Origin of the sequence: Halosimplex litoreum, from assembly GCF_016065055.1 — an archaeon.
Lineage (GTDB): Archaea > Halobacteriota > Halobacteria > Halobacteriales > Haloarculaceae > Halosimplex > Halosimplex litoreum.
Window position 1 is genome coordinate 1,573,574 of the sequence record NZ_CP065856.1, and the last position, 26,292, is coordinate 1,599,865.

The window sequence follows — 26,292 nt, forward strand, 5'->3', positions numbered from 1 at the left end:
GAGTGCGATGACCGCGTCATCGTCCAGTGCCAGACTCCTGATTGCATTGGGTCGTGTGTGCGATGGGAGGCCGTCACAGGTGATTCGCGATGACTTGGAGCGTCGAAGTAGAAGACGGCGAGCAACCCGTCTGGATGGTTGGTATCACCGACGACATGCTCGAAGCCGCAGCGAGTAACGCTGGTCGAGACATGGTTATTGACGAGTCCCGGTCGCTGTCGCAGCGAGAACGCGAAGCAATCCGCGGAAACCTCGGCGAGCTCGTCGCGCAAGAACTCATCGTTCAAGGTTCAGACGCGAGCCGGTGGGAGTACGAAGACGGTTTCGAGACCGACCTCGTGCGAGACGGCAACCTGCGGCTGGACGTTAAGACGCGAGACCTCGGCTCTGGCTTCGGAGCTCTCCTCTGCCGGCGTCGCTTCCGTCACAAAGGGTGTGGGGGAGCGATTACGTCGGACGGGTATAATCGCTGTGTAGAGTGTGGTGAGTACGGCCCAGACGCTGAGCGAGAAGACCTCCACTCGCACATGTACTTACTGGTCAACATCGACCCGGGGCTTGAGTTCGCTTACGTAGTCGGGCTCGCTTCGAAGCAGAAGGTCGAAGCGAGTGTGTGGCTGGATTGGTTGCCGGACCCGGCTCACGAGGTTCGACAGACAGAGCTCAATGATGCGTCGAAGCTCCTCGGGTGGGCTTGAGGTAACACTCAGCTTGGAACTTATATAAACGAACACAACTAACTGTTACCTCATCTGCGTTTTGAATGAGGTGAGCGAACACCTTTGCAGTCGGCTCTCGACTGGTTAATTGCGAGACGCCCAGACGATTTGACTCTACGAGACGGGCCATCCTCGCATGTATCGCCTCCAATCAACCGCTTCAACGGTGTTTGTGTGTGCGCTCCGGGTCGCATTTCCCCGGGGCGCGTATCCGCTTGTTACTTAGTGTCATCCAATCGGGGCAACACCAAAGCAATCTACGCCCTTTTATACGAGTACGCTATCTCCGCAGAAAAGGAGGTGGTACTTGATAACATGGCTAAGAACGCAACAATGATGGAGCGCATCGAAGACAACTTCGACGTACTCCTCGTAGCAATCCTCACACTCGGATTTGGTACCGTAACCGGAAACTTCGGCGACTTCGCTGTATACCTCAGCGACGCTGCAACCGCGACATTCAGCATGTCCGGCCAGTTCTGGGCAACATCTGGAACGACCCCGACCGTCATCAGCTGGGGTGGTGCACTCGCAATCGCTGCAGGCGCACTCATCTTCCTCACGAACCTCGGCATCGAGCACATCGCAAACCGCCCGAAGGGCATGGAGCCGATGGAGTACGCACTCGCACTCGGCGTCGTCGGACTCCCGACGGTTCTGGAGCTCGACCTCCTGAACATCCACACTGACTACGTCGCAGGCTCACCCGCAGTCGGCCTCCTGTTCCTCGGAGCAACCGTAGTCGGCGCAATCGTCCTCTCGTTCAGCGACCGCTCGTAAACTCATAAATCGCTATGAGTTTGCTGACTGAATTCACAGAAAACCGATACGACATAGTGGACTTCGGTCTGCTATACACCGCGATTAGTGTCCTCTCCCTCCTCGCCGAGAACTACCTCTCCGGCTACTCAGTCGGCGAATGGTGGCTCATCTTCGGCGTCGTGATGGCACTCTTCCTCGTGAAAAATCGAACCAAGAAAACAAACAAGTAAACTCAACAACACAACAATGAAAAGCAAACTAAACAAACTCGCTACAATCGCCCTCGCGCTCTTCGTAGTCGTTGCAGGCGTCCCCGTAGCCTTCTCGCAACCCGCTCGCGCGGACATCGGCAACCAAGGCTGCTGGGACGACGTAACCACAGGAGCCCTCGGCATCACCGGCGGCTTCGGCAGCCTCGTCCAAACCGGATATAGCAACTGGGCAGACCCCTGCTGGGACTACTCCGTAGCAGGCGCAGACGCCCAGACAATGTCGCAAGACATCTACGACGACGGGGTCGACGTAAAGACGTACAAACACGAAGCCCTGACCGAGGTCAACAACAACCTCGCACAAGGCGCAAAGGACGCAGCTCGCCTCGAAGCAAAGATTGCCTTCGCGAACGCAATCGAGAACAACGCAACGAAGACTGAAGCGGTACAGGCTGGTAAAGACGCCGCGAGCGAATACTACGCAGGCGTTCAGAACCGAACGCTCCAGATGTACGTCACTCATGTCGTCGGCGTATCCGACATGAAGACGGACTTCTACAACAACGTCGGTGTGTACCCAACAGACTCGTCGCTAACCACCTCTGAATCCATCGAAATTACGATTGACGGAGATGGTGGTAGTACGGCATACCCGGCAGAACATGTTGTATCAGTCAACCACTCTGAAAACCTCGGTATTCCGTCTAGCGACATAGTAGATGCTAACTCAGACGGATACAATGACGTACAAGTCACACTCGTCGATGGGTCGACAGTCACCGTCAACACATTCGCTCGCTACGCTGACTTCAACTCGGACGGGTCCTACAGCCAAGTAGGAATCGACCCGACTGAGGCCCCAAGCTACGGTACAGCTGGCTGGACGTATGATGTGAACTACAACTCGCTCGGGGAGAAGGTGTTCGTAGACTTCGAAGCCTACTACACAACCTTCTCGGAGATGGAATCGCAGCACACCGAAGTCCAGAACGGCCTCGGGACTGCCTCCAGCGGCTACCTCGCAACCGCGTACGACTCCATCAACGACGGCGACCTCACCACGAGTGACCTGTTCACTCCCAACGAGATTATGCAGCTCAGCCTCGACGAGTCTGACATCGGCTCGTCGATGTGGCAGTACCTCCAGTACCGCTACCTCGGCATCAACGGGACCGCAGTCACTCAGGCAGTCACCATTGACGTACACAACGGGTCTACGTTCGCTGGTACGACGCTGACTGAGAACAAGACAGTAAGCGGTTACCTCTTCACCGAGAACCCGCCCGCAACAACTCAGAATGGCTCGGCCGTCTTCCAAGTCAACCAGACGTACGAGACTGGGACCAACGGCACTGGGTACACCTTCATCGTCTACGAGGAAATCCAGAACGAAGGCACCGAGAACGAGACTATCGTCGGCAAGCGAGCCGCGTTCACCGGGAACTACACAGTCACGAAGATTGTGGATACAGACACTGGTGAAGAGCTCGACTCTGCAGGCTACGAGGACCGTTCGCAGGAGACTACGGACGCGTCCAAGTACGTTGAAGAGATTAACGCGCTGAACGAGGAGCTCAAGAAAACGCAGGAGAAGGTCGACCAGTTCAAGCTCAGCCTGAGCTCGTTCAGCCTCGACGGGGCTGCGAGTGGAATCTCGCAAATCCTCAAGAACGCGATTATCGTCATCGTTGCAGCAGGAGCATTCCTCCTGTTCGCAGGACGGTTCATGAACGGCGGCGGAAACTAAGCCCCGGGACGGCTGAAACTCCCGATTTTCCTTATTTCGACCTTCGAGCCGACGGCATACCTTTGCAATCAGAATACCTTTATATACGTACATGAAACGCTGGAATTATTGGGGTGAAGCACTCCTCATCCTCGCCGTCATCTTCGCGCTCACAGGAGCCCTCGTACTCGGCTCCGTAGTCGCCGCCGCGCAAGAAGGGACAGAGACAGCTACACCCACCCAAACACCGACAACGACTCCTATACCTACTGACAGGCCCGTAGACCAAGTCGTCGACGAAGCTACTGGAGAAGACGACGAGACGCCTACGGACGAACCTGAGCAATCTGATGAGACCCCCACTGTCATTGAAGACTTCGGCACTGTCCGAATCGTAGACGAACATTGGACGGAGGATAGCGTTATAGTCACTTTCGAAGCCGACACCATCCGCCGCATCAGCGCACAAGACTACTCCTCAGTGTTCGCCGCCGCTGAATCTCAGTTAACAGGCGACCGCGGAACAGTCGAGCTCACCGGGACCACGAAACGCTACAATCTCAAAGAAGGAACCAACAAGATAGAAATCCCCATCACGAGGTACAACGGTCTTGGCGTTTACGCAGTAACAATTAACGGTCGCTCTATCGCGCGTTACGACGTAATCGACAACAGCTGGTTACCGGCGAATTTCAGTACCGGTGAGACCCGTCTCGTCGGTGCAGTCGGCGTCACAATCGGCGCAACCCTCGTAGTCCTCTTGATTCGACGGTCGCGCAAAAAGCTCGCCCGAGCGGTGAAGAAGCTATGAAAGAAGAGGAAATCAACTACCGACGCAGCGACACCGTCGAACTCCTCACTGCGTACAAGCACTACATCGCCCTCTCCGTCATCGGACTCGGCATTGCACTCGCCTTAACCGGCAACCTGCAGACCGTCATCGACGTAGCAATCAGCCTCACCAAAGTCGAGACGTACCCCGTCTGGGTCCGTCTGCTCGTAGCAACCATCATCGGCGGCAGCGTCCTCACCGGCCTCATCTACATCATCCTCTCAGGACTCGGACTAATCGATTTTACAGAGCCGGAATGGGTCGACCTCTACGAAGTCGACGAAGCGCGCGAAATCAGCAAGCAAAACGCTCCCGACGAATACCTCGCACATTACAAAGTCGCCCCCGACATCTGGGCAGAACGCGAAATCGTCGAAGGCAAACCGTACCGGAGTAACTTCGGGCACTGGACAGCGCGATTCGTCGAGTTCGAAGACGGCAAGCTCTACGTCAGCGGTACTTGGGCAGGCGAGCTCACCGACGTAGAACTCGCAAGCGACCGACGCAAAATCGAGGCTCTCCGCGGCGAGATTCGAGATTGGGCAGTCGTCGGCCAGAACCTCTACTCGAAGATGGTCATCCTCGCCCAAGGAATCGAATCTGCGTACTGGCGCGCAATGGTCAACGAGGATTTGGAGGAGAACACTCTCCACCCCGAAGTCATCAGAGCGAGTGTCGTCGACGAGCTCGACGTATTCGTCGAGTCCATCGAGAAGCCGGGGGATAAGCAAGACGCTCAGGAAGTCGTCGACCGCGTCCTCGAAAGCGAAGGCATCGAGGCTCCAAAAAACGGCGATGAAGCCGGTGATGAGCAATGAGCGACGGTAAATTCGGAACTTGGGACATCAAGAGTCTACGAGAAGCCCTCGCTAAGGCAGATATCAACGCCCTCGAAGAATCAGGGCTACTCAGCGAGCGAACGATTCGGAAGCTCATCTCGTTCAAGCGTAGTTACGAGCCGAACAGTGGGAAACACTGGAAGACAGGCGAACCCGCGTACTGGCCCCAAAACACCCAGTATTGGCATCGCACCATCGAACAAGAAGACTCTATCGAGCTCGCGAAAGCCGTTCGAAACGGAGACGGTGAGAAAATCGCATTCGCGCTCGGCTGGGGTAACGAGAACGACCGCGTCCAAATGGACTTCGTCGCCTACGAACGCTTGAAAACCATTCTCCAAACCCCCGCAGTCATGCTCAACATCTTCGCGAGCCCGCGCACCGGGAAGACGTTCACAGGAGCTCGCCTGATGGACCTATGGACGATGTACTACCCGAACGGGCTCGTCATCTCGAACATCCAGAGCTGGGCAGAGAAACACCCACAAGCCGTCTACTGCAATCGGATGCCTGACGCCATCCAACGAGCAGCTGACCACGACGGGCCAGTTATGCTCTTCATGGACGAGCTCTCGTCGGAAGCCTCGTGGCGCGACATCCAAGCAAGCGGTATCGAACCCGGACTCCGCTCGTTCCTCCGCAAAATGGGTAAGCAACCGTACGAGTGCTCATACGTCGGCATCGGACACCGAGTCACCGAAATCGCCCCTATTCTCCGCAGTGGAGAAATGGCGTACTTCGGATTCAAAGAAGGGAACACCAAGGAGAACGCTCGCAAGAAACTCGTCATCTACGAAGACGAAGACCGCGACGAAAAGGTCTGCTCACTCGACGGCATCGGACTCCCCGAGGTCTCGCCGGACACCCACGACCCCGCCGTCTGGGACTGGGGAAAGCCTGAAGAATACGTCGAGCTCGGACACATGGACCCTGCAGAAGTCCCGGGGAACGAAGACGACTCTACACCCGGGCCGACTCGCTGCATGGGAGAGAACAAGAACGGCGACCGCTGTGGAACGCTCATTTACGAGCCCGACCGCGCGTACTGCGCCGTCCACGAAGACCAAGCTACCTGATTCACTACCTCATTACTTCGATACTTCACTGCCTCGCCTCGCGTACGCGCGCGACGCCCGCGTATTGGGCAAGGGTGTCAGGGGGAGGGGGGCAAACCCCACACTTCCGCTGTAAGACTAGAAGACGAACAGCAATTGCTGAACGTTGTGTACCGTCAACTGGAGGCCCATGAGCAACATGACGACCGGAACACCAGTCGGCACGAACGGTACCTCGTAACACTCACAGACGCGGACGAGACTGATTGCAGCGATGATAACCCCTGCTTTCACCGCTCCAAACACGAGAGCACCGAACAGACTCTGACCAAATACTGTCGACAACAAGTCAGAGTAGTACACACCCCAACCTAGCAACATCGACCGAACCGCAGGACTCTGCTCCCACCACACAGGAGACATCCCTGCTTCGAAGATAGCGAACGAGAACGTCGTCGAGAACGCGTCGAAGTGGCCGTAGGTCAAGATGGCGAGCGTCCACAACGCGATGTATCGCTTTTGCATGATGGAATCACCGTAAGTCAGCCTCCTCCATCATCTCCGCGAGCAAATCCTCCGGGATAACGCCCAAGTAGTGGTCTTCAAACGTATCTCGCTTGCTCCACCCACCCCAACTCATCACAGCGCGCAGGTCTCGCTCCGTACCACCCAGCTTGTAGTAACAACGAGTCGCCCACGAGCGACGCAGGTCGTGAGCCGAGACCTTCAGCCAATCCTCATTCTCGTAACCGACTATCTCACCGTCATCGTTACGAATGGGACCAGCGAGAGCAGCGACAGCGTTCTCGACCGCCCGCTGGTACGTCCGCTTCGACTGCTGGAACACTGGCTCGTCCTGCTTGAGCCCCATCGCTTGACTGAGCGCGTACGTATCCGTCTTAACGTCGAGAGGCAGAGGAGCTTCTCTGTACCCTCGCTTCGTCTTCTCCAAGCGGATGATGTAGCACTCGTCGTCAACGTCGAGGCGGCGGATAGCCGAGCGAGTAACGTTCTTCAAGCCGTCGGCTCGGAGTCCAACTCGGGCCATGTACTTGATGGCGAGCTGCTTCTCCATGTCTTCGCTGTGATGGTCAATTACGTCTTGGAGTTCGCTCTCGGTGAGCCAGACTGCGTAGCCGCCTTTCGGATGCGGTCGCAACTGCATCAGCGACCACCATATGCGAGATTGAGAAACTTCTCGCGCAGTGTCTCAGGGTGAGAGTCACAATCGTAGCCGTTGATGATTTCAATCGTCTCCTGTTCGAGCTCCTCGATGTAATGAATCCGATAGAGTAGCATGTGAAACTCTACATCCGTAATTTGTCTTTCTCTCGCTAACTGTTCCACCTCATTCCTAAGGTTGTCGTATTTGTGCGACATACTCGCAAAGACGACAACCAACTGCAAAGGTGTACCTACTATAAGGGTGAAATCAAGCGGAAAAGGGGTGTGAGCGGGCCGCGGGTGTCGGGGAATGGGGCATTGTCCGACAGCACCTCACTGAACGAATCGCTTTCTGCAATCTCTACACCGGTATAGCATTCGATGATTTCCATCTACCAACACTTCGATGAGTTCTCCGCGCTCATCACAGACAACGTACGATTCACCATAGCAAACCGGGCAGTCTATGAGAATCATCGCGAATCACCCGGACCCAAATACTCAGCCAACGACCGGCGAACTCGCGTAACAAAGCTCTCACCAACCCGACGCTCAACTCGCTCCCCACACTTCGGACAATATTCAATGGCGAACACAACCTCGTCCTCGTGACCATTAGGGCACTCAGCGACCTCAGGACGACCAAACAAGACCGCGCCCAGAACGACACCAGCGACAAAGTACGCCACCTCAATCATCGCGAATCACCATCCTCACACACTTTGTCAGCAAACAACTCCCACTCAGACTCATTCAACGGACCAGAAGACGAGCCCTCAACTACCTCACCAGTCTCCTCACAGTACACCGCCACCCCATAATCCTCGTAGATTACCTCGACGCCAGCATCATCGCCAGCAGCATCGAGACCGACGACGAACCCAACAACCAATGACAGAGCTACGATGAACATCACTCGAAGGACCAAGCTCATCGAGAATCACCCTCGTGACCAACGAAAACCACCATCTGACCCCGCACACGAGCAGGCATTCTGCGTAGCAATACACCGACTTTAGTGCCTGTGTTAGACATACGAAAACAAACGAAGACAAACTGCTAAGGTGTAACTCCGACCCGACCCAGAACCCCCGCCCGCGATACACCTTAGCACTCCGATTGAGTCTTCTTCTCATGGAAGTTAAAACCGAAAGAAATCCAGAGAAAATCAAGACAGACGGCGCACACATCTACACACACTTAGGCGACCAATGGTGGAGCTGCGAAGACTGCCTCACCAAAGTCAGCACCCAAGAAATCGACAGCCACCTCCACCGAAACCGCTGCAACGGTGACTCGCGATGATACTCGACCTCTGGCTCATCGTCAACATCGCCATAGGCACCTCCGCAGGAGGACTCCTCCTACTCCTCGCCTTCTACGCCCTCGCCCGATACGACGACTACCACCGAGAACGCCTCATCGACCGCGACCTCGCAGGTGATGGAGATGACACCTGAAGACCTCGCCACACTCGCGAAACTCGACGGCCGCATCGACGAAATCCAAAACTACCTCACACACCTCGAAGGAGCCCGCTACGACGTAGACAACGGCGACCAACCCCGACCCATCGTCGTCAAATACGCACTCGACGACTTAATCGAACACCGCGTCCAACTCCTCGAAGAACTCTACGACCAACGCGACGCACTCTTCTACAGCTAATTCTCCGACACCTTCGAGCTGAACCAAACTGGATTATACATAAGCACATCTGCCGTATCTCGCAGTGATGACCCTCAGAGACGAGTGCTGGACAATCATGCTCGAACAAATCGTTCGCACCGGCAAATTCAAGCTCGGCGACCTACCCCTCAAAGACTCCGAACGCCACACAGCCCGTCGCGTCGCCCGCCAAATGCAAGAATACGACTGGCTCACCCGCGACTCACCCAGCGCAGCCATTTGGAGAGCCGGCCCAAAAGCCGAAATGCTCCTCAACCTCTCAGAAGACAAACTTGAACTCGCCCGGAACTAACCCAAGTAGCCCCGCTCCCGCAACACCTCACCCACCCGACCAACCACGACCTCGCTCGACCCCGTCGGATTCAAGTTCAGATATTCATCATTCACCGTCCCCCGCACATCCGTCACGAACAGCGTCCGGTCACCCGCCCACAGCTCGTCCCACTCCTGCACCAAACGAACGAGCTCATCCCAAGCCTCTGCCGAGCAAGACCCTCGGAACGCGCTGAAGCTACGCTTCTCCGAATCCCCGTCCACGAACTCGACGCGCACCATCTCCCAATCATCCCGGGCCGAGTAGTACGCGCCAATCGGGACGATGACCACATCCGTCACTTGACCGACGAGCCGACGCGCAGGCAAGTGATTCAGGTCCTCGTAATCCATACCCTGAAGACGCAGAGCGACTGCATTGGTACACCGCAGAATTACTGAATCAGAACGGGTAATGCTCGTCGTACGCATCTTTCAGGTCTTCATTAGCGAACCTGAGGTAGTAATCGTACGTCGTCTGGATGTCAGCATGACGCATCAACCTGCTCAGTTGCGACAACGGCATCCCTTCCTTCGCGCGCCACACCCCGTACGAGTGCCTGAGTGCATGCGGCGTCACAGTTGCCCAATCCCGACCCATTGCGTCGTCATGGTACGCCTGAATGCCAGCCCGGTCCGCAACATCCCTCACAATCTCTGTTACCTCACCCTCCCGGATAGCAGGAATCTTGTGGCCCGTCACAAGATACTCTGACCCACTGTTGATGCCAGCGACCCAACCTTCTCGCTCACCCGCAATCCACTTCTTGACCTTGAGTCCGTACGTTGTTGAGTAGAAACCGGGAAGCAACAGTTTGTTACCGTCCTCATCATACCGCTTCGCCGTCTTGATGATGACCGAGTTGTTGTCGAAGTCGAACGAGTCAATCTTCAGTGATGAGAGCTCACTCCGGCGGATACCCAACTCTGCCAAAGACTGAATGACGACCCGCTCCCGCATCGACTCACATTCGTTGAGGAGTAGCTGATAGTCCTCCTTGTCGACGTATGTCACCCCTTCAGCAGAGTTCTTGACCTTCTCCGGTGCCGAGTTCAACCAAGGGTAATCGAGTTTCTTCTGAATCCCTTCACAGGCACTCTCACCGAGCCCTTCAGCCACAATCCAGTTGTACACCGACTTGAGTTCCATCAGATTCTGTGCGATAGTCGAATGAGCATGACCTCGCTCGTCGCGCAACCACCGAAGCCAAACCGCGACATCATCCTTCGACACCTCATCCGGGTCCAAATCCTTCTCCTCGATGAACGTCAACCAGTTATTGAGCACCTGCGCCCGATTGTCGTGCGTCCGACCCGTATACGACGGCAGACGCTTCTGCTCGTACTCAATGAGGCCCTTACTGCTCATAGGTCACCTCCAGACTTGAAGGGAGGCTGAACCTCCATATCCGACCGATAGACCGGCTCCAGATACGTCGAGAGCGAGTCATTGAGCAGACTGGCCAACTCGTCCTCGTCGAGGATGTCTCCCCGCGTACGGGCCACCTGCCGGTCCACTTCAGAAAGCTCGTCGCGCAGCTGCGCGACTTGGCTCAACAGCTCCTCTTCGAGCCTCGTATCCTCATCTTCCTCGTTCAGGTACTCAGACACAGCGATACGCACGAGCGCAGACAACGAGGAGAAGGCCCCTGACCCGGACACAAACGCTTCCCACTCTCTCTTTTTGTCTTGACTCACCCGCACTTCGATTCGACTCATGCCCGTACAGACGCCGGGAGCTATGATATACTTTCCCCGTACTTCTGGACGAATGTTACTGTATGGAAAGACCACTGCCGGAAACAACAGAAACTGCGTCCACAAAGGCGCAGTTCCGTACAGTTTCCGTAAAAGTTTCTCTACTTCCCCCAGAAGGGGTCGCGGTTGCGCCGCTTCTCCAGATACATGTTGAGCGTCTCGACCTCGTCGGCGGGGATGTCGCCGGTGAGTTCCTGCTCCAGGATCTTGGCGTGTTTCTCGGGGATCTCGGTCCAGAGGATGTCGCCTTCGCGGATCTGGCGGCCGACGGTGGGGCCGTCGATGGAGACGGCGACGCGCTCGCCGGTGCGGGCCTCGTCGACGTCCTCACCCTCGTCCTGGATGGACTTCATGAGGCCGACCCGCTCGGGTTCGGCCCCGTCGAACTTGGCGACGTTCGAGTTCCGGCGCAGCGACCCGCCCAGAATCTCGACGCCGACGACGGCCGGGTCGGACTGGCGGAAGGTGTGGTCGTCGAGGATCTGGAAGCGGGCGGGCCGGGTGATGTTGTCGAGCACCTGGTCCTGCTGGGCTCGTTCGCGTTCCTCGACGAACTCCTCGTACTCGTCGACGAGCCGGTAGATCACGTCGTGGTCGAAGATCCGGACGCCCTCCTGTTCGGCCAGGTCGGCCGCGTCGTCGAGGGTCTCGACGCCGAACCCGAGGATAGTGCGATGTTTCACCTCGTTGGCGGTCTCGGCGACGCGCACGTCCCGCGGCGCGATGTCGCCCACCTCGGCGCGGACGATCGGGATCTCCTCCGCTTCGAGCGTCGAGGCGAGCGCTTCGAGGCTGCCGAGCGTGTCGGCCTTGACGACGACGCCCTCCTCCTGAGTCTGGACGGCGATGTCCGCCAGTTCCGCGCGGACCTCCTCGATCACCTCGTCGACGTCGCGGTCGCCGACGACCCGGATCGGTGCGCCGGCCATCGCGTCGTCCAGGTCCGGCGCGGCGATCTTGATACCGTCGGCGGCCGCGACCGCGTCGACCTGTTGGAACTGGCCTTCGGTACGGATCTCCTCCAGCGGGCGCGGTCGCAACAGGGCGCGCACTTCGGTGACGATGGGCCCCTCGACGCCGCCGACGACGATCTGGTCGTCGGCCCTGATGGTGCCGTCGTAGACGATGGCGTCGACCGTCGTTCCGAAGCCCTGCGTGTCGGTGACTTCGAGGACGGTGCCCGCGGCGGGGCCGTTCACGTCGACGGCCATCTCCGCTTTCATGTAGCGCTGGGAGAGGCCCATCATGACGGTCAGCAGGTCGGGGATGCCCTCGCCGGTCTCGGCGGAGACGGGGACGACCCCGATGTTGTTCTGGAAGTCCTGGACGCGCCAGTACATGTCCGCCGAGAAGTCGTTGTCCGACAGGTCGCCGATGAGTTCGTAGAGGTTCTCGTTGAGGTCGCGCTCGACGCGGTCGGTCTGGGCGTCGATGGTCTGCTGGGTCGGCGCGTGGTCGTTGGGGTTCCAGCCGGGGACGGTGTCGATCTTGTTGGCGGCGACGATGAAGGGCGTCTGGGTGCGCGCGAGGATGTCCACGGCCTCGAGCGTCTGGGGCTGGAAGCCGTCGTTGACGTCGACGACGAGGATCGCGATGTCCGCGAGCGCCCCGCCCCGCGAGCGCAGCGTCGAAAACGAGTGGTGGCCGGGCGTATCGATGAACAGGAGCCCGGGGAGGTCGAAGTCGGTGGGGTCGACGAGTTCGCCGGCGATCTCGGAGATCACGTCGAGGGGGACGGCGGTCGCGCCGATGTGTTGGGTGATCGCGCCGGACTCGCCCTCGGTGACCGCGGAGCCGCGGATCTCGTCGAGCAGGCTGGTCTTGCCGTGGTCGACGTGGCCGAGTACGGCGACTATCGGTGTCCGAAGCGTCGCTTCGGACTCGTCGTCGGTGTCTGTCGGTTGTGAGTCTGCCATCCTATCACCACAGAAGGTTCGGTTGTCTCGGATCAGCCCCGCAGGCCGGATAAGTGATCTCATCTGCGCGCCGGTAGCCCCGGCGAGGATCCGGGAGGCGGCCACAGGCGCGAGTCACCGACCGGTCGGGCGAGGCTACTCAGTGACCGTGAACGACCCGGTCATGCCGGCGGTGCGGTGGGGGCTACAGTAGTACTCGTACTCGCCGGGCGTCTCGAAGGTGACCGACAGCTCGTGACCCTCGTCGTAGACGTCGCCGTCGTCGCCCGCGGTCCCCGAAAAGTCCGACCCGCCCGGGGTCGTCTCGGGGCGCACGTTGTGCCCGTTGCTCGCCCACACCCAGACGACGGTCTCGCCCGTCGCTATCTCGAAGGACTCGGGCGCGAAGGCGAGTTCCCCGTCGGCGACGGCGACGACCTGTGCGGCCTGCCTGGGTGTCGCCGTCGGCGTGGGTGTGGCGGTCGGCGTCCCCGTGGCCGTGTCGGCGCGGTCGGTCGGCGTCCCCGTGACCGTCGCGGCCGTGTCGTCCCCGTCGGTCGGCGTGGACGTTGCCGTCGGTGTCGGCTCCGGCGTGGGCGTGGCCGTCGGCGCGTCTGTCGCGGACTCGTCGGTCGGTGTCGGGTTCGCCGTCGGCGTCGCGTCGCCGTCGTCGGGCTGGTCGGTGTCGGTGCCGTCGCCGCCGCAACCGGCGACTGCGGCGGCGAGCGCGGTCCCGCTGAGTCGGAGCAAGCGGCGGCGGTCCATGCGGTCGCTCGGGACCGTCGCCGAATAAACCCCACGGCGACCGCATCGGTCGGTCCCGCGGCCACCGGTCAGTCGATCACGGTAAAGGACCCGCGCATCCCGAGGTTCCGGTAGGGATAACAGCGGTACTCGTACTCGCCGGCGACCTCGAACGTGTGCGAGAAGGTGTGGCCCTCGTCGTAAGTGATCTCGTCCTCGCCGGCCGTCCCGGTGAACGTCGAGCCGCGGGGTCGAGCGGTCGCGCGGACGTTGTGCCCGCTGCCGTGCCACACCCAGACGACGGTCTCACCCGTCGATATCTCGAAGGTCTCGGGGTCGAACACCGCCGACCCGTCGGCGACCGCGACGACCTGTGCGGCCTCGTCGAGCACCGTCGCGGCGGTGGCCGTCGGCGTCGGGGTTGCCGTGGCCGTCGGCGTCGGTCCTCCGGTCGCCGTGACCATCGACGTCGGTTCCCCGGTCGCCGTCTCGGCCGGACGCTCCGTCGGTCCCGGGTCGTCTTCGGGCGTCGGCGTGTCGCCACCCGACCCCAGCCCACACCCCGGAACGAGCCCCGCCAGCGCGACGACGCTCGTCCGCAACAGCCGTCTGCGGTCCATGGCGATTGCCTTGGACGACCATCGGCATAATCCCGGTGGTTCCGGCGACCGCGTGCCCACGGCGGGACCGACGGACCCGTCGGACAGTGACAGCGGGCGTCACGCGGTCGTCAGACGCCCCCGTGGCGTTTATGGGGCCTGACTCGGTAGTCGGGTGCATGGCCGAGATACTCGCCGAGAACCTCTCCGGCAAGGCCGTCACCGGGACCGACGGCGCCGAGATGGGGATGCTGTACAACATCACGATGGACCTGGAGACGGGACGCCTCCGGAACCTGATCATCGATCCGAACGACCACCTCGACAACACGCAGTTCGACGTCGACGAGCAGGGACACCTCCTCGTGCCCGTCGACCGCGTGCAGGCAGTCAAAGACCACATGATCGTCCAGCGTTAAATGTACGTCCTCGACGCCTCGGCGTTTATCAACGAGTACCACACGACCGAACAGCAAGCGACGGTGCCGCTCGTCCGCGAGGAGCTCGAAGACGAGAGCGCCTACCGCTACGACGCCATGGAGGGGTCGGGGATGCACATCCACATCCCCGAGGACGAAACCGTCGAGCGCATCGAACGCGCCGCCCGCGAGACGGGCGACCTGGAGACCCTCTCGGAGACGGACGTCCGGCTGGTCGCCGCCGCCTTCGAACTCGACGGCCGCCTCGTCACCGACGACTACGCCATGCAGAACGTCGCCGAGAAACTCGAAGTGGCCGTCGAACTCATCGCTCGCGAGGGGATCAGCGAGCAGCGCGACTGGCGCTTCCAGTGTTCCGGTTGCGGCCGCGAGTTCGACGAGAACCACGACCGCTGTCCGGTCTGCGGAAGCGACCTCTCGCGGAAGAACCCCGCCTGAATCAGCCGAAGCCGGCTCTCGTCGCCGGCCGGTCACACCCCCGACACCCGCTACGGTGCGTGTTCTTCCAGATGGTCGAGCCCGGTGTCGACGAGCTGGCGGAGTACTTCCTCCTCGGTGAGGTCGTACTGCCGCGCGATCGTCTCGATCTCCCGGGCGCGGTCGTCGTCGCAGACGACCGTGTAGCGGGTCGGCATACCCCCCGTATTTTCCGGCCGATCGCTTAATAACCCGTCAGACGACCGTCAGACGAGGGGATTCGTCGGTCGGGCGGTCCCGTTCGCCCGGTAGGACGGTCGGCCGGTCACGCGCCGAGGGCGCCGGTCGCCTGGGCGTACTGCAGGAGGAAGCTCATCGTGTTCCAGCAGCCGTGGACGACGATGGGGACGGCGATGTTCTCGGTGATCTCGTACAGCGCGCCGAGGACGACCCCCAGCGCGCCGGCGAGCGCGAGCGACGAGACGACGCTACCGCCCGAGCCGAGCAGCGCGAAGTAGTGGCCCGCGCCGAAGACGGCGCTGGCCAGCACGACCGCGGGGACGACGCCGTACGCACGGCGAAAGAGTCCCTGGACGATCCCTCGGAACAGGAGTTCCTCCGCGGGCGCGACGAACAGGAAGGTCACGGGGATCAGATAGAGGAAGCGAGCGGGGTCCTGCCGGCCATCGGTGATAACCTGATTGGTCGCCGTGTCGATGCCGGCGGCCTGGATGAGCGCCGACAGCGCCGTCGCGACGGCGAACAGCCCGACGAAACCGGCGACGATCCAGGCCAGATCCCGCAGCGACGGGACGGCGATCCGGAAGAACTGCTCCTCGGACCGCCACCGGAGATACCCCGCGATGACGGCGAAGAAGCCGACGAACAGCGTGGCCGTCAGGGCGGCGTAGGCCAGCGGCGGCAGCGTCGCCGTCGACGTGACGTCGAAGCCGAGGGCGGACAGGACCGATCCCCCGCCGACCTGCACGAAGATGCCGGCGACGAAGGCCAGGACCACCAGCGCTATCGAGTGGAAGAGGCTCTCGACGCGAGTCTCCATGTCGGCGACGCGGTAGTACTCCGAACCCATCTGCGTGCCCGTCGGTAGGTGTCCCACGGGTTTGACTGCACCGGTCCCGAGGGCACCGGGCCTGCCGGCCCCCACTCGTCTTACTCGACGACCAGTTCCGTCTTCTCGGCCACCGCCTCGGCCTCCTCGAAGTCGCCGCCGCCGAGCAGTCCCCGGGCCGCGTTCTTCCCCCACTCGACCGCGGGCTGGTCGAACGTCTCGACGCCGTAGAGTTCCCCCGCCACCACGCAGGCGACCTCCATATCGTACAGCAGGCGGCCGACGCTCTCGGCGTCCATCGCGTCGATCTCGATCCGGACCGACGGCCGCTCGGCGGCGGCGAGACTCGCCTCGGTCGCCTCGAACTCCGCGTCGAGCAGGGTTCCGAGATCCTGCCCGCCGAGGTATTCCAGGTCGGCCACGTCGGTCTCGGGGATCGCGCAGTCCGGTCGCTCGGCCGGGCGGACGACAGTGACGAGTTTGTCCCGCGGTCCCGCACGATACAGCTGGAGCTGGGAGTGCTGGTCGGTCGCGCCGAGCGCGCGGGCGGGCGTCTGGCCGCCGCCGTCCTTCCCGAGGCTCTCGGCCCACAGCTGGGCGAACCACTCGGCGAACGACTCCAGGCCCTCGACGTAGGGCATCATCGCGTTGACGCTCGCGCCGCGCTCGTCCAAGGCGTAGGCGACCGCGCCGTAGGCGTAGGCCGGACAGTCGTACAGCGAGTCGGCGAGCGCGTCGGCGCCCGCACGCCCACCGGCGAGCAGTCCCTCCAGGTCGACGCCCATCATCGCCGCCGGGACGAGGCCGACCGTCGACAGCGCCGAGAAGCGACCGGGGACGCCCTCCGGGACGTCGAGCGCGGGCAGCCCCTCGGTTTCGGCCAGCTCGCGGAGCGGCCCCGCTTCGCCGGTCGTGACGACCGTTCGCTCGCTCCAGTCGACACCCGCGGCGTCCATCGCCTCGCGGACGACGAGGAAGTTCGCCAGCGTCTCGGCGGTCGTCCCCGAGCGCGAGACGACGTGGACGACGGTCTCGGCCAGCGGGAGGTCGTCGAGCAGCCGGGTCACGTGAGCGGGATCGACGTTGTCCAGCGCGTAGTGGTCGACCGGCGAGTCGCCGGCCAGCGCCTCGGTGATCGTGATCGCGCCCAGCGCCGATCCACCGATCCCGACGGTGAGGACGGCCTCGGGGTCGAAGCCGTCGACCGCTCGCTCGATCTCCGCGGCGTCGGTGCGCTCGGGGAGGTTGAGAGAAGCGTAGCCGAAGTCGTCGTCGGCCATCCCGCGAGCGATCCGGTCGTGGGCGTCGGCGACGCGCTCGTCGAGGTCGTCGAGGTCGCTCCGACCGATGCCGGGGTCGGCCTCGCTCGCCAGCGCGTTCCCGATGTCGACTTGCATGTCCGGGTGGTCGCGTGGGTGGGGGTTAGTCCTTTTCGACGCGGTCGCGCGACCGGTCGTCACGGCACGAACCCGGACCGTACCCGGACGGTTCCCGGACGGCGAACGGGTGGTTTATTCCCGACCGAGCCGAACCCTCCGTCGATGAGTGACGCCACGGACGAGGTGAGCGCGGACGGGGACGTGCCCCGAGCGTCGAGCGACGGCACCGACGCCCCAGAGACGTACAAGGGCCTCCTCACCGCCTACCCCTACGCCTTCCGGGCGAGCGACTCGATGGCGTTCCGGATCTACGCTGGCGTCAGCGCGCTGTTCGGCGCGGGCGTCGTCCTGCTGTTTACCTTCGCGGTCGTGACGCTGCTCGGTGCGACCGCCGACGCGCCCGGCGGATCGTTCACGTTCTCCCGGGCATTCTTCCTGTTCCTGATGTTCCTGGTGCTCGCGCCGCTGGTGGCGCCAGTGCTGTTCGTCGCCCGTCGGCACCGACGGGTCGGGTCGAGCCTCCGCTACGACCGCCAGATGGCGACGACGGGCTACGGCTTCCTCCTGGCGATGTACGTCGCCCTCGTCATCACGACGCCGGCTGACCTGCAGGAGAACCCCGGCGGCGCCTTCGGCGCGGTCGCCGAGTTCCTCTACGGGCTGCCGAACGAAGCCGCGATCGTGCCACCACTCGGGGCGGCGATCCTGATCTACCTCACTCACCGACAGCTGCGGTGAACGCGGGGCTCCCACCGGGGACGCGACCGGTCGACGAGTCGGCGTCGAAACGGGGAAAACCCCCGACCGACTACGCCCGCTCATGAAGACCGGAACGTTCGTCGTCACCGAAGTCGACGAGGCCTCGGCCGTACTGCGCGACGTGAGCGACGGCCAGATCCACACGCTCGGGTCCAATCCCGACCTCGAAGTCGGCGAAGCGATCGAGGGGACCCTGGCGCCCGAACCACCGATGGACGTGGTCTGGACCGTCGAGGAGGTCGACCGACAGTTCACCGTCTCCGTCGCAGAACACGACGAGCCCCCGACCCAGCAGGCTCGCGACACCGCCGGCGACCAGCCCGTCGGCGAGGTGACCACTCGCGAGCGCGCGGGAACCGGCGAGGTCCACGTCCTGACCGTCCCCGAGGACTCGACCGAGGACGCCGTCGCCGACGTGCGCGACGACGAGGCCACCGTCGAACGGGCCGCCCGTCTCGGCGTCGAGCGCGTCGAGATCCGCGCCGAGCCCGGCGTGGTGAGCGTGCGCTACCTGCCCTGAGAGCGCGTGGCGGTCGGCGCTACTCCGTCGGTCCGCCCGCGCTCTGGACACGCCACCCGCCCTCGACCCCGCAGGCGTCGCGGACCGCGTACTCGATAGTCGTCGACTCGTCGACCCGCCGACCGCCCTCGACCGATTCGACCCGCAGGGGGACGTCGAGCGTGTCGCCGCAGCAGCCGACGCCGGTGAACTGCTCGGTCACCTGCCCTTCCTCGACGCGACCGAGCGTCTTCGTCAGGTAGGCGCGGAAGGGGGACCCGTCGAGCTTGTCGCGGCCCCACGCGCTCAGGTCCGACGGATACGAGAGGACGACGCTGCTGGCGGTGTCGGCGTTCGGGTCTCCCTCCGCCTGACTCATACCTTCGCGTTCGGGCCTCGTGGCGAACTGCGTTCTGTCGGTCGGACGGTTCGAGTGGAAGCGAGGGTGTCAGTCGGACGGTGAGACAGCGGACGGCGCGCGCTGGAGTCTCGGAATCGCTCGCGATTCCGAGGGCCGTCAGAGCTTGCTCTGACGTTGGCGCGCTCTCGTGTGCGCGACTCGAACGACTCGGGGCTTTCAGCTCGATCCCCGACGCGAGAACGAAACGAGTACTGAGTGCTGAAGACCGAGAGCTGAAAGCCCCGCCCGGTTCGAGGGCTGCGGCTCGCTGCGCGCTTCCCTCGCTCACCCCGTTCGCTCGGTCCAGTGCTTACGTCGCCTCGTACCTCGAACCGGTCGCCCCTTTCAGTCCGCCCGTTCACAGCACTGCACCACTCGCCTCCCCAGCCGATTCGCTCACTCCGTTCGCTCATCCCTCGCGCAGTTCCGTCGCGACACCTCACTCCGTTCGGGTCGCGACAGCGCGCGCCGCGGTGAAAAAACGGACAGCGACGCTCGTCCGATCCGCTCGAAGCTCAGATCAGCTCTTCGAACTCGTCGAGGAACTCGTCGTAGGTGTCGATGGCCGACTGGATCGGGTCCGAACTCGTCATGTCGACACCGGCGCTCTCCAGCAGTTCGAGCGGGTACTCCCGGGAGCCGCTGGCGAGGAACTCGCGGTAGCGCTCGGCGGCTGGCTCGCCTTCCTCCAGGATGCCCTGGGCGAGCGCGACGGCCGCGGAGATGCCGGTCGCGTACTGGTAGACGTAGAACGCGCGGTAGAAGTGCGGGATGCGCATCCACTCGCGAGCGATGCGGTCGTCGACGGCCGCGTTGGCGTAGTACTCCTCCTTGAGCCCGCCGTACACCTCGTCCAGTCGGTCGGCGGTCAGCGCCTCGCCCTGTTCCTCCAGCCGGTGAGCCTCGTGTTCGAACTCCGCGAACATCGTCTGGCGGAACAGCGTCGACCGGAAGCGTTCGAGGTACTGGTTCAGCACGTGCCGACGCAGCCGTTCGTCGTCGACCACGTCGAGGAGGTGATGCGTGAGGAGGGTCTCGTTGACCGTCGAGGCGACCTCGGCGACGAAGATCTCGTAGGAGCTGTAGACGTAGGGTTGGTGCTCGCTGGTGTACTCCGAGTGCAGCGAGTGGCCCAGTTCGTGGGCGAGCGTGTACATCGAGGCCACGTCGTCCTGGTAGTTCATCAGGATGAACGGCTGGGAGTCGTAGGTGCCGCCGGAGTAGGCGCCCGACTGCTTGTTGTCGGTCTCGTAGACGTCGACCCACCGCGAGTCGAGGCCGTCGGCGAGCCACTCCTGGTACTCCTCGCCCAGCGGCTCGACGGCGCCGGTGACCCACTCGCGGGCCTGGTCGTACTCGACGTCGGGACTCTCGCCCTCGACCATCGGGACGTACAGGTCCCACATCTGCAGTTCGTCCGCGCCGATGGACTGCCGTTTGAGGTCGGCGTGCCGTTGCAGCACGTCGAGGTTGTCGTCGACGGTGTCGACGAGCGTGTCGTACACCTCGACGGGAACGTTCGGACCGTCCAGCGCGGCCTCGCGGGCGGTATCGTAGTCGCGGGCGCGGGCCAGTTTCACGTCGGTCTTGACGCTGTTCTTGTAGGCGGCGCCGATCGAGTTGCGGTAGTCCTCCCACTCGTCGTAGAAGGTCTCGTAGACGTCGCGACGGAACTCGCGGTCGGGGTTCTCCTGCAGCGTCGTGAAGTTGTTGAGGGTGATCCGTCGCGGCTCGCCGTCGGGGTCCTCGACACTCGGGAACGTCACGTCGGCGTTGACGAGCATGTTGTACACCTCGCCGGTCGAGCCCAGCACCTCGCCCAGGTCCGCGAGGAGGTTCTCGACCTCCGCCGAGCGGGTGTGAGGTTTCATCCGCAACACGTCGTCGAAGTAGTGGCCATAGACGTCCAGATCGGGGTTCTCGTCGACGTACTCGTCGACGGTCTCCTCCTCGAGGCTCTGGATCTCCGGTTCGAGGAAGCTGGCGGCGCTAGAGGCTTCGGAGGCCAGCGACTGCCCGCGCGAGGACAGCGCCTGGTAGTGGCTGTCGGCCGTGTCCTCGTCGCTACGCATCCGCGCGTAGGCGGAGACGTTCGCCACCTCGCGCATGATCGACTCGTAGGTCTCCAGACAGTCCTGCAGGGTCTCGGGGTCCTCGGTGGCCCGGCCCTCGAACGCCCGGAGGTCGTCGAGTCGCTCCTGGACGGATTCGAAGGCCGCCTCCCACTCCTCGTCGTCGGCGTAGAGAGACTCGAGTTCCCACTTGTACTGCTCGTCGATCTCGCTGCGCTCGGGCACGGAACTCATGACCGCGAATTAGGACCGTCGCGCCGTAAGCCGTTCGATGCCGGAAGGGGCGTCGACCGCGCGTGAGTGGCCGTCGATCGGGCGGGCCCGCCGCGGGCCGCCGGTCAGTCGACGCGGCCGACGGGTCGCGCGTGCTCGCTCAGGTCCGCCGCGAGCGAGCGCGCGGTTTCGCGGAGGCGGTCGACGACCGCGGGGTGGTCGTCGGCCACGTCGAACCGCTCCTCGACGTCTTCGTGGAGGTGATACAGCTCGTCGGTGTCCAGCCGGAGCTTCCAGCCGTCGGCGTCGCGGACCGCCCCGAAGTCGCCGCCGCCGGTCTGGTAGACGTAGCGCTCGCGAGGCGAATCGGCCGACCCGGGCCGCATCAGGAGGTCGGTCGCGTCCGCGCCGTCGATCGTCCGGTCGGCCGGGAGGTCGACGCCGGCCAGGGCCGCCAGCGTCGGCAAGAGATCCATCGCGGTCAGGAGTTCGCTGCAGACGCTCCCGCTCGGGATCGTCCCCGGCCAGCGCGCGATCGCTGGGACGCGTGGGCCGCCTTCCGCGACGGAGAACTTCCCGCCCGAGAGGTGTCCGGGGCTCCCGCCGTCGACCCCTTCCTCCAGCCAGGGGCCGTTGTCGGAGGTGTAGATCACGAGCGTCTCCTCGTCGATGCCCAGCCGGTCGAGCGTCGCCAGAATGCGGCCCACGCTCCAGTCGATCTCCTCGATAGCGTCGCCGTAGTCGCCGCGTCTGGAGGTCCCGTCGAACTCGTCGGAGGCGTCCAGCGGGACGTGGGGCATCGTGTGTGCGAGATAACAGAAGAACGGGCCGTCGCGGTTGTCCTCGATGAACTCGACGGCCTCCTCGGTGTAGCGGCGGGTGAGCGTCGACTGGTCGACCGGTGCCTCGACCACGTCGGTGTCGCGCATCAGCGGGAGTTCGCGGTACTCTCCGTCGGTGTGGGCGGCGCCCATGTCGTTGGAGTAGGGCACGCCGAAGTACTCGTCGAACCCGTGGTTCGTCGGGAGAAACGGCTCGCAGTCGCCGAGGTGCCACTTGCCGAGACAGGTCGAGGCGTAGCCCGCCTCGTCGAGCACGTCGGGGATCGTCACCTCGTCGGGATGGAGCCCCTCCTCGTCGTCGGGAAAGAGCACCCACTCCTCGAGCCCGACGCGACCGGGGTACGAGCCGGTCAGCAGCGAGGCCCGAGAGGGCGTGCAGATCGGCGCGCCGGCGTAGAAGCTCGTGAACTTCGCCCCCTCGGTCGCCATGCCGTCGAGATTGGGCGTCTCGATGTACGGCGACCCGAAACAGCCGATGTCGCCGAACCCCTGGTCGTCGGCGAAGACGACCACGACGTTCGGCGGGTCCGCGGTATCCGTCGGCACGCCTCTCCCGAGTCGTCCCCGGTGCAAAAGTCCACCGCCGAGCGGCCCGGGCACGGCGTTGCGGCCGTCTCGGTGGGACCGTCCCGATCCCGAGAGCGCTTCCGGTGACACAACAGGCATGCCCGCCGCGCGACCAACTGTCGCCATGGCGAACCCGACCGTCGTCTTCCCCGAGCCCCGCGAGGTCGCGATCGAGGACCGCGAACGCCCCGAACCCGGCGAGCGCGAAGTTCTGATCGAGACCGACACCACGCTGATCAGCACCGGGACGGAGCTGACCGTCCTCTCGGGCGACTACCCGGACGGGTCGGTGTGGGACGACTACGGCACCTATCCGTTCGAACCGGGCTACGCGAACGTGGGACGAGTCGTCGACGCCGACGTGACACACCTCGCCGAAGGCGACCGCGTGGCGACCTGGGCCCCCCACGCGAAGTACGTCACCGCGCTCGCGGACGACTGCGTGCGAGTGCCCGACGACGTGACCGACCAGCAGGCGAGCGCGTTCGCGATCGCCCAGATCGCGATGAACGGCGTCCGTCGCGGCCGCGTAGACTGGGGCGAGACCGTCGCCGTCTACGGGCTGGGGGTCGTCGGCCAGCTGGCCGCCCGGTTCGCCCGGGTCGCCGGCGCCGAGCGGGTCGTCGGCGTCGACGTCGCGAGCGAGCGCGTCTCGTACCTGCCCGACGAATCGGGCGTGACGGGGCTCGATCCGACGGCGAGCGACCCCGCCGTCGCGATCGACGACCGCACGAACGGCCGCATGGCCGACGCCGTCTTCGAGGCGACCGGCAACCCCGAGGCGATCCCCGAGGAGTTCGACGTGCTGGCCGAACAGGGCCGGCTGGTCCTCCTCTCCAGCCCGCACGGGGAGACGAGCCTGGACTTCCACGACGCCGTCAACGCGCCGAGCACGGAGATAATCGGCGCCCACCAGACGAGTCATCCCCCGACCGCGACGGCCGCCGACCCGTGGACGAAGGCCCGCCACGCCGAGCTGTACGTCGAGTATCTCCGACAGGGTCGGCTGGCCGTCGACGAGCTGTTCTCGCACGTCCGGCCCGCGGCGGAGGCGCCGGCGCTCTACGAGTCGCTGCTCGACGACCGGACCGACGCGATGGCCGTCCGGTTGGAGTGGTGAGCCGCCCGGGCACCACGGGTGTGTCAGCGGTCGTGTTCCCCGTCGTCTTCGGCCGAGGGACCGGGGACGGACTCGGCCACGTCGGGCCGGTCGTCATCCCCGCGTGACGCCACGGCGTCACGGCCCGCCGCTCGCCCGGGTCCACCGCCGTCCCGGTCTGTGCCGGACGACCGCTGGAAGTCACGGAACAGCAACAGCCCGTAGGCGGCGACGATCACGGCGGGGACGGCGACGACCGTCGTCCCGAAGAGGATACCGACGGGGCCGAGGTTCCGCACCGCCCCGCTGAGGACGACCGATCCCACCGCACCCGCGACGAGGTGTGTCAGTCCGAACGTCGCGTACTCGCCGCCCGCCTTCGCGCGCTCGACCGTCTCGCTCAGCGCCGTCCCGAGGTCGGCGTCGGCGACGACCACCGCGAACGGCAAACCGTAGACGAGGTAGGAGAGCACCAGCACGACCAGCAGGCCGACCGGAGGCAGGATCAGGAACGGGACGGCCACGAGCACGACTCCGAATCGGATCAGGTTCACGCCGACCATCCGGAGAGTGAACCGCTGGACGCCGTCGCCGAGCGCAGGCGGGTCGCCGTCGATACGGGCGTTCAGCGCGCCGAGAAAGCCCGCCTCCAGCGCCGACGTGACGAGCAGGCCGACGAGGAACAGCGGGACGAACAGCGCGACCGAGAGGGGACCACCGATCCCGACGCCGGCGGGACCGCTGGGGAGCGAGACGTACGTCCACAGCGTCGGTAGTCCGGCGGGGAAGGGGAACGTGACGCCGCCTCCGCCTCCGGCCGCGAGCGCGCGGGCGACCTGCGATCCCGACAGCAGCGTCGCCACGACCGGGATCCAGGCGAGCGAGAGCGACTCCTCGGTGACTGTCACCGCGCGGTCGAATCTGGAGGGCATCACCGGCGATGGCGGTCGGCTGCCACAAGTGCTTTCGGCGTCACCGCCCGGCCACCACCGCGACGCTCACGCCGCCCGCGCCTCGAATATCAGCGTCGACGGCAGCTTCGCCAGCAGTTCGGGCCTGTGTTCACCCCACGGCCCTTCCTCGTAGTCGTCGGGATCCGACGACCCGGGTTCGAGCATCCGTTCGACCCGAAACCCCGCACCGACGAGCGCGTTGTGCACGTCGGCGACCGAGTGGCGATAGGTCACCATGTCGACGTCGAGGTCGTCCTGGGGCGTCACCTGGCGACCCGTGTCGAAGTAGCTCTCCTCGACCTCGTGGGTCTCGGGGTCGGCGAGGCCGTAGACCGGATGAGGCATCGAGAAGACGAACCGGCCGCCCGAGCGGAGGACGCGGTTGGTCTCGCGGAAACACGCGGTCAGGTCGTCGACCCACTGGAAGACGTAGGCGTTGAACGCCACGTCGAAGGTCGAGTCCGGGAACATGGCTAGATCGGTCACGTCGCCCTGGACGAAGTCCACGTCGGCGTCGTACTCGTCGGCGAGGTCGCGAGCGAAGGCGAGTTGCTCCGTCGAGAGGTCGATGCCGGTCACGCTGGCGCCGCGCTGTGCGAGGGCGACCGAGCACTGCCCGCCGCCACAGCCCAGTTCCAGCACGTCCTTGTCGGCCACGTCCAGCAGCAGCCGCAGGTCGTCGTCGGCACTCATACCTGTCCAGTTGACCCCCACGTCCAGGTCGATATCGGCCTGGAACCAGCGGGCAGTCTGCTCCCACCACGTCTTCACTTCCTCGGTCATACCCCTCTGTTTCGGTCGGCCGCAATAGGTCTTCTGCACGGCTGTGAGTGCGTTCCTGACCGATCGGACCGGCGGGGTAGCCCCTCGTCGGAAGGTCCGCTTCGGACGGCGTACGGACCGTTCGGTCGCTAGACGTTTCCCCCTGGCGGCCGTACGTCGAGACATGAAGACGGTCGTGACCGAACACGACGGACGGATGCTCGCACGGGTCGAAGGCGACGACCGAGTGTTCGAGGTGAGCTTCGACTCGGTCGAACCGACGGACGTGACGCTCCGATTCCTGCGCGGCGGCGAGCGCGTCGGGAGCATCTACAACGACGACGGCACCGACCGGACGATGGCGCGCCTGACCACGGGTCGCGACGGGACGGACTTCATCGGCGTCGAGGTTCCCAAGGAGTTCGTCGGCGAACTGCTCGACGCCGCGGTCGAGGCCGGTCGAGTGACCGACGAGGCCGCCGTCGAGGGGTACCGGGTCAGGGTACTCTGAGCGG

At 63.6% G+C, this 26,292-nt stretch carries 34 protein-coding genes; 16 read left to right on the plus strand and 18 right to left on the minus strand.

All coding sequences use genetic code 11. From position 1 onward, the window contains the following. Window positions 1–89: 89 nt before the first annotated feature. From I7X12_RS07790 to I7X12_RS07820, 7 genes are all read left to right on the plus strand, one after another. Window positions 90–698 carry a hypothetical protein gene (locus tag I7X12_RS07790; protein ID WP_198063271.1) on the plus strand — a complete coding sequence of 203 codons (609 nt, stop codon included), beginning with the start codon at window positions 90–92 and terminating at the stop codon, window positions 696–698. Between the two features lie 246 nt (window positions 699–944). Beyond that, window positions 945–1,499 (plus strand): hypothetical protein, encoded by a 555-nt coding sequence (locus I7X12_RS07795; protein WP_198063272.1) that lies wholly within the window; start codon window positions 945–947, stop codon window positions 1,497–1,499. 14 nt (window positions 1,500–1,513) lie between these two features. Beyond that, a complete protein-coding gene (locus I7X12_RS07800) occupies window positions 1,514–1,711 on the plus strand; it encodes a hypothetical protein (RefSeq protein ID WP_198063273.1) in 198 nt (65 codons plus the stop codon). Between the two features lie 16 nt (window positions 1,712–1,727). Beyond that, window positions 1,728–3,440: a hypothetical protein gene (locus I7X12_RS07805; RefSeq protein WP_198063274.1), complete on the plus strand. Its 1,713-nt coding sequence runs from the start codon at window positions 1,728–1,730 to the stop codon at window positions 3,438–3,440. Window positions 3,441–3,531: 91 nt separating this feature from the next. After that, entirely contained in the window at window positions 3,532–4,230 is a 699-nt protein-coding gene (locus I7X12_RS07810) for a hypothetical protein (protein ID WP_198063275.1), read from the plus strand. Beyond that, on the plus strand, window positions 4,227–5,069 hold the full coding sequence (locus I7X12_RS07815) for a hypothetical protein (protein ID WP_198063276.1): 843 nt from the start codon (window positions 4,227–4,229) through the stop codon (window positions 5,067–5,069). The genes I7X12_RS07810 and I7X12_RS07815 overlap by 4 nt, the downstream gene beginning before the upstream one ends. After that, entirely contained in the window at window positions 5,066–6,166 is a 1,101-nt protein-coding gene (locus I7X12_RS07820) for a hypothetical protein (RefSeq protein ID WP_198063277.1), read from the plus strand. The genes I7X12_RS07815 and I7X12_RS07820 overlap by 4 nt, the downstream gene beginning before the upstream one ends. A gap of 117 nt (window positions 6,167–6,283) precedes the next feature. On the opposite strand, the gene I7X12_RS07825 is transcribed toward I7X12_RS07820, so the two are convergent. From I7X12_RS07825 to I7X12_RS07840, 4 genes are all read right to left on the minus strand, one after another. Further along, window positions 6,284–6,439 (minus strand): hypothetical protein, encoded by a 156-nt coding sequence (locus tag I7X12_RS07825; protein ID WP_198063278.1) that lies wholly within the window; start codon window positions 6,437–6,439, stop codon window positions 6,284–6,286. A 238-nt stretch (window positions 6,440–6,677) separates the two neighbouring features. Beyond that, on the minus strand, window positions 6,678–7,310 hold the full coding sequence (locus I7X12_RS07830; protein WP_198063279.1) for a site-specific integrase: 633 nt from the start codon (window positions 7,308–7,310) through the stop codon (window positions 6,678–6,680). Beyond that, window positions 7,310–7,525 (minus strand): hypothetical protein, encoded by a 216-nt coding sequence (locus tag I7X12_RS07835; protein ID WP_198063280.1) that lies wholly within the window; start codon window positions 7,523–7,525, stop codon window positions 7,310–7,312. Before I7X12_RS07835 ends, I7X12_RS07830 begins: the two co-directional genes overlap by 1 nt. Before the next feature lie 478 nt (window positions 7,526–8,003). Further along, window positions 8,004–8,222: a hypothetical protein gene (locus I7X12_RS07840; RefSeq protein WP_198063281.1), complete on the minus strand. Its 219-nt coding sequence runs from the start codon at window positions 8,220–8,222 to the stop codon at window positions 8,004–8,006. 388 nt (window positions 8,223–8,610) lie between these two features. Between I7X12_RS07840 and I7X12_RS07845 the strand changes: the two genes are divergently transcribed. The 3 genes from I7X12_RS07845 to I7X12_RS07855 all read left to right on the plus strand — a co-directional run bounded on the left by I7X12_RS07845 (window position 8,611) and on the right by I7X12_RS07855 (window position 9,290). Beyond that, window positions 8,611–8,769, plus strand: a complete 159-nt coding sequence (locus I7X12_RS07845) for a hypothetical protein (protein ID WP_198063282.1) — start codon at window positions 8,611–8,613, stop codon at window positions 8,767–8,769. Next, window positions 8,753–8,977 carry a hypothetical protein gene (locus I7X12_RS07850; protein ID WP_198063283.1) on the plus strand — a complete coding sequence of 75 codons (225 nt, stop codon included), beginning with the start codon at window positions 8,753–8,755 and terminating at the stop codon, window positions 8,975–8,977. The genes I7X12_RS07845 and I7X12_RS07850 overlap by 17 nt, the downstream gene beginning before the upstream one ends. 67 nt (window positions 8,978–9,044) lie before the next feature. Continuing rightward, the gene (locus tag I7X12_RS07855) at window positions 9,045–9,290 is read left to right on the plus strand and encodes a hypothetical protein (protein WP_198063284.1); all 246 of its coding nucleotides are present in this window, start codon (window positions 9,045–9,047) and stop codon (window positions 9,288–9,290) included. On the opposite strand, the gene I7X12_RS07860 is transcribed toward I7X12_RS07855, so the two are convergent. The 6 genes from I7X12_RS07860 to I7X12_RS07885 form a co-directional block, all read right to left on the minus strand. Continuing rightward, complete coding sequence (locus I7X12_RS07860) at window positions 9,287–9,664, minus strand: hypothetical protein (RefSeq protein ID WP_198063285.1); 378 nt, start codon at window positions 9,662–9,664, stop codon at window positions 9,287–9,289. The genes I7X12_RS07855 and I7X12_RS07860 overlap by 4 nt on opposite strands. Before the next feature lie 49 nt (window positions 9,665–9,713). Continuing rightward, complete coding sequence (locus I7X12_RS07865) at window positions 9,714–10,679, minus strand: tyrosine-type recombinase/integrase (protein ID WP_198063286.1); 966 nt, start codon at window positions 10,677–10,679, stop codon at window positions 9,714–9,716. Further along, complete coding sequence (locus I7X12_RS07870) at window positions 10,676–11,029, minus strand: hypothetical protein (RefSeq protein ID WP_198063287.1); 354 nt, start codon at window positions 11,027–11,029, stop codon at window positions 10,676–10,678. The genes I7X12_RS07865 and I7X12_RS07870 overlap by 4 nt, the downstream gene beginning before the upstream one ends. Before the next feature lie 140 nt (window positions 11,030–11,169). Continuing rightward, window positions 11,170–12,984 (minus strand): translation initiation factor IF-2, encoded by a 1,815-nt coding sequence (gene infB / locus I7X12_RS07875; protein ID WP_198063288.1) that lies wholly within the window; start codon window positions 12,982–12,984, stop codon window positions 11,170–11,172. A 135-nt stretch (window positions 12,985–13,119) separates the two neighbouring features. After that, on the minus strand, window positions 13,120–13,728 hold the full coding sequence (locus I7X12_RS07880) for a plastocyanin/azurin family copper-binding protein (protein ID WP_198063289.1): 609 nt from the start codon (window positions 13,726–13,728) through the stop codon (window positions 13,120–13,122). 68 nt (window positions 13,729–13,796) lie between these two features. Further along, complete coding sequence (locus I7X12_RS07885; protein WP_198063290.1) at window positions 13,797–14,327, minus strand: plastocyanin/azurin family copper-binding protein; 531 nt, start codon at window positions 14,325–14,327, stop codon at window positions 13,797–13,799. Between the two features lie 158 nt (window positions 14,328–14,485). Here I7X12_RS07885 and I7X12_RS07890 point away from each other — a divergent pair, with 158 nt between their 5' ends. Continuing rightward, the gene (locus I7X12_RS07890; RefSeq protein ID WP_006882079.1) at window positions 14,486–14,725 is read left to right on the plus strand and encodes a PRC-barrel domain-containing protein; all 240 of its coding nucleotides are present in this window, start codon (window positions 14,486–14,488) and stop codon (window positions 14,723–14,725) included. Continuing rightward, on the plus strand, window positions 14,726–15,184 hold the full coding sequence (locus I7X12_RS07895) for an NOB1 family endonuclease (RefSeq protein WP_198063291.1): 459 nt from the start codon (window positions 14,726–14,728) through the stop codon (window positions 15,182–15,184). It begins immediately after the preceding gene. A 50-nt stretch (window positions 15,185–15,234) separates the two neighbouring features. On the opposite strand, the gene I7X12_RS07900 is transcribed toward I7X12_RS07895, so the two are convergent. The 3 genes from I7X12_RS07900 to I7X12_RS07910 form a co-directional block, all read right to left on the minus strand. Further along, entirely contained in the window at window positions 15,235–15,381 is a 147-nt protein-coding gene (locus I7X12_RS07900; RefSeq protein WP_198063292.1) for a CopG family transcriptional regulator, read from the minus strand. A 107-nt stretch (window positions 15,382–15,488) separates the two neighbouring features. Then, window positions 15,489–16,280 (minus strand): CPBP family intramembrane glutamic endopeptidase, encoded by a 792-nt coding sequence (locus tag I7X12_RS07905; protein ID WP_198063293.1) that lies wholly within the window; start codon window positions 16,278–16,280, stop codon window positions 15,489–15,491. 53 nt (window positions 16,281–16,333) lie between these two features. Then, a complete protein-coding gene (locus I7X12_RS07910) occupies window positions 16,334–17,629 on the minus strand; it encodes a glucose-6-phosphate isomerase (protein WP_198063294.1) in 1,296 nt (431 codons plus the stop codon). A gap of 144 nt (window positions 17,630–17,773) precedes the next feature. On the opposite strand from I7X12_RS07910, the gene I7X12_RS07915 reads away from it, so the two are divergent. Next, window positions 17,774–18,349, plus strand: coding sequence for a hypothetical protein (locus I7X12_RS07915; RefSeq protein WP_198063295.1), 576 nt, complete (start codon window positions 17,774–17,776; stop codon window positions 18,347–18,349). 82 nt (window positions 18,350–18,431) lie between these two features. Beyond that, window positions 18,432–18,890 carry a DUF5812 family protein gene (locus tag I7X12_RS07920; protein WP_198063296.1) on the plus strand — a complete coding sequence of 153 codons (459 nt, stop codon included), beginning with the start codon at window positions 18,432–18,434 and terminating at the stop codon, window positions 18,888–18,890. Window positions 18,891–18,909: 19 nt separating this feature from the next. Here the strand turns inward: I7X12_RS07920 and I7X12_RS07925 are convergent, their stop codons facing one another. The 3 genes from I7X12_RS07925 to I7X12_RS07935 form a co-directional block, all read right to left on the minus strand. Beyond that, window positions 18,910–19,248 (minus strand): hypothetical protein, encoded by a 339-nt coding sequence (locus I7X12_RS07925; RefSeq protein ID WP_198063297.1) that lies wholly within the window; start codon window positions 19,246–19,248, stop codon window positions 18,910–18,912. A gap of 536 nt (window positions 19,249–19,784) precedes the next feature. Beyond that, on the minus strand, window positions 19,785–21,575 hold the full coding sequence (gene pepF / locus I7X12_RS07930) for an oligoendopeptidase F (protein ID WP_198063298.1): 1,791 nt from the start codon (window positions 21,573–21,575) through the stop codon (window positions 19,785–19,787). A gap of 104 nt (window positions 21,576–21,679) precedes the next feature. After that, window positions 21,680–22,942, minus strand: a complete 1,263-nt coding sequence (locus I7X12_RS07935; protein ID WP_198063299.1) for a sulfatase family protein — start codon at window positions 22,940–22,942, stop codon at window positions 21,680–21,682. Window positions 22,943–23,087: 145 nt separating this feature from the next. On the opposite strand from I7X12_RS07935, the gene I7X12_RS07940 reads away from it, so the two are divergent. Continuing rightward, window positions 23,088–24,083, plus strand: a complete 996-nt coding sequence (locus tag I7X12_RS07940; protein WP_198063300.1) for a zinc-dependent alcohol dehydrogenase — start codon at window positions 23,088–23,090, stop codon at window positions 24,081–24,083. A gap of 23 nt (window positions 24,084–24,106) precedes the next feature. Here I7X12_RS07940 and I7X12_RS07945 read toward each other — a convergent pair whose 3' ends face one another. Next, window positions 24,107–24,994, minus strand: a complete 888-nt coding sequence (locus I7X12_RS07945) for a hypothetical protein (RefSeq protein ID WP_198063301.1) — start codon at window positions 24,992–24,994, stop codon at window positions 24,107–24,109. Window positions 24,995–25,060: 66 nt separating this feature from the next. Beyond that, window positions 25,061–25,798, minus strand: coding sequence for a class I SAM-dependent methyltransferase (locus I7X12_RS07950; protein WP_198063302.1), 738 nt, complete (start codon window positions 25,796–25,798; stop codon window positions 25,061–25,063). Window positions 25,799–25,961: 163 nt separating this feature from the next. Between I7X12_RS07950 and I7X12_RS07955 the strand changes: the two genes are divergently transcribed. Next, window positions 25,962–26,288 carry a hypothetical protein gene (locus I7X12_RS07955; RefSeq protein WP_198063303.1) on the plus strand — a complete coding sequence of 109 codons (327 nt, stop codon included), beginning with the start codon at window positions 25,962–25,964 and terminating at the stop codon, window positions 26,286–26,288. The last annotated feature ends 4 nt before the right edge of the window (window positions 26,289–26,292 follow it).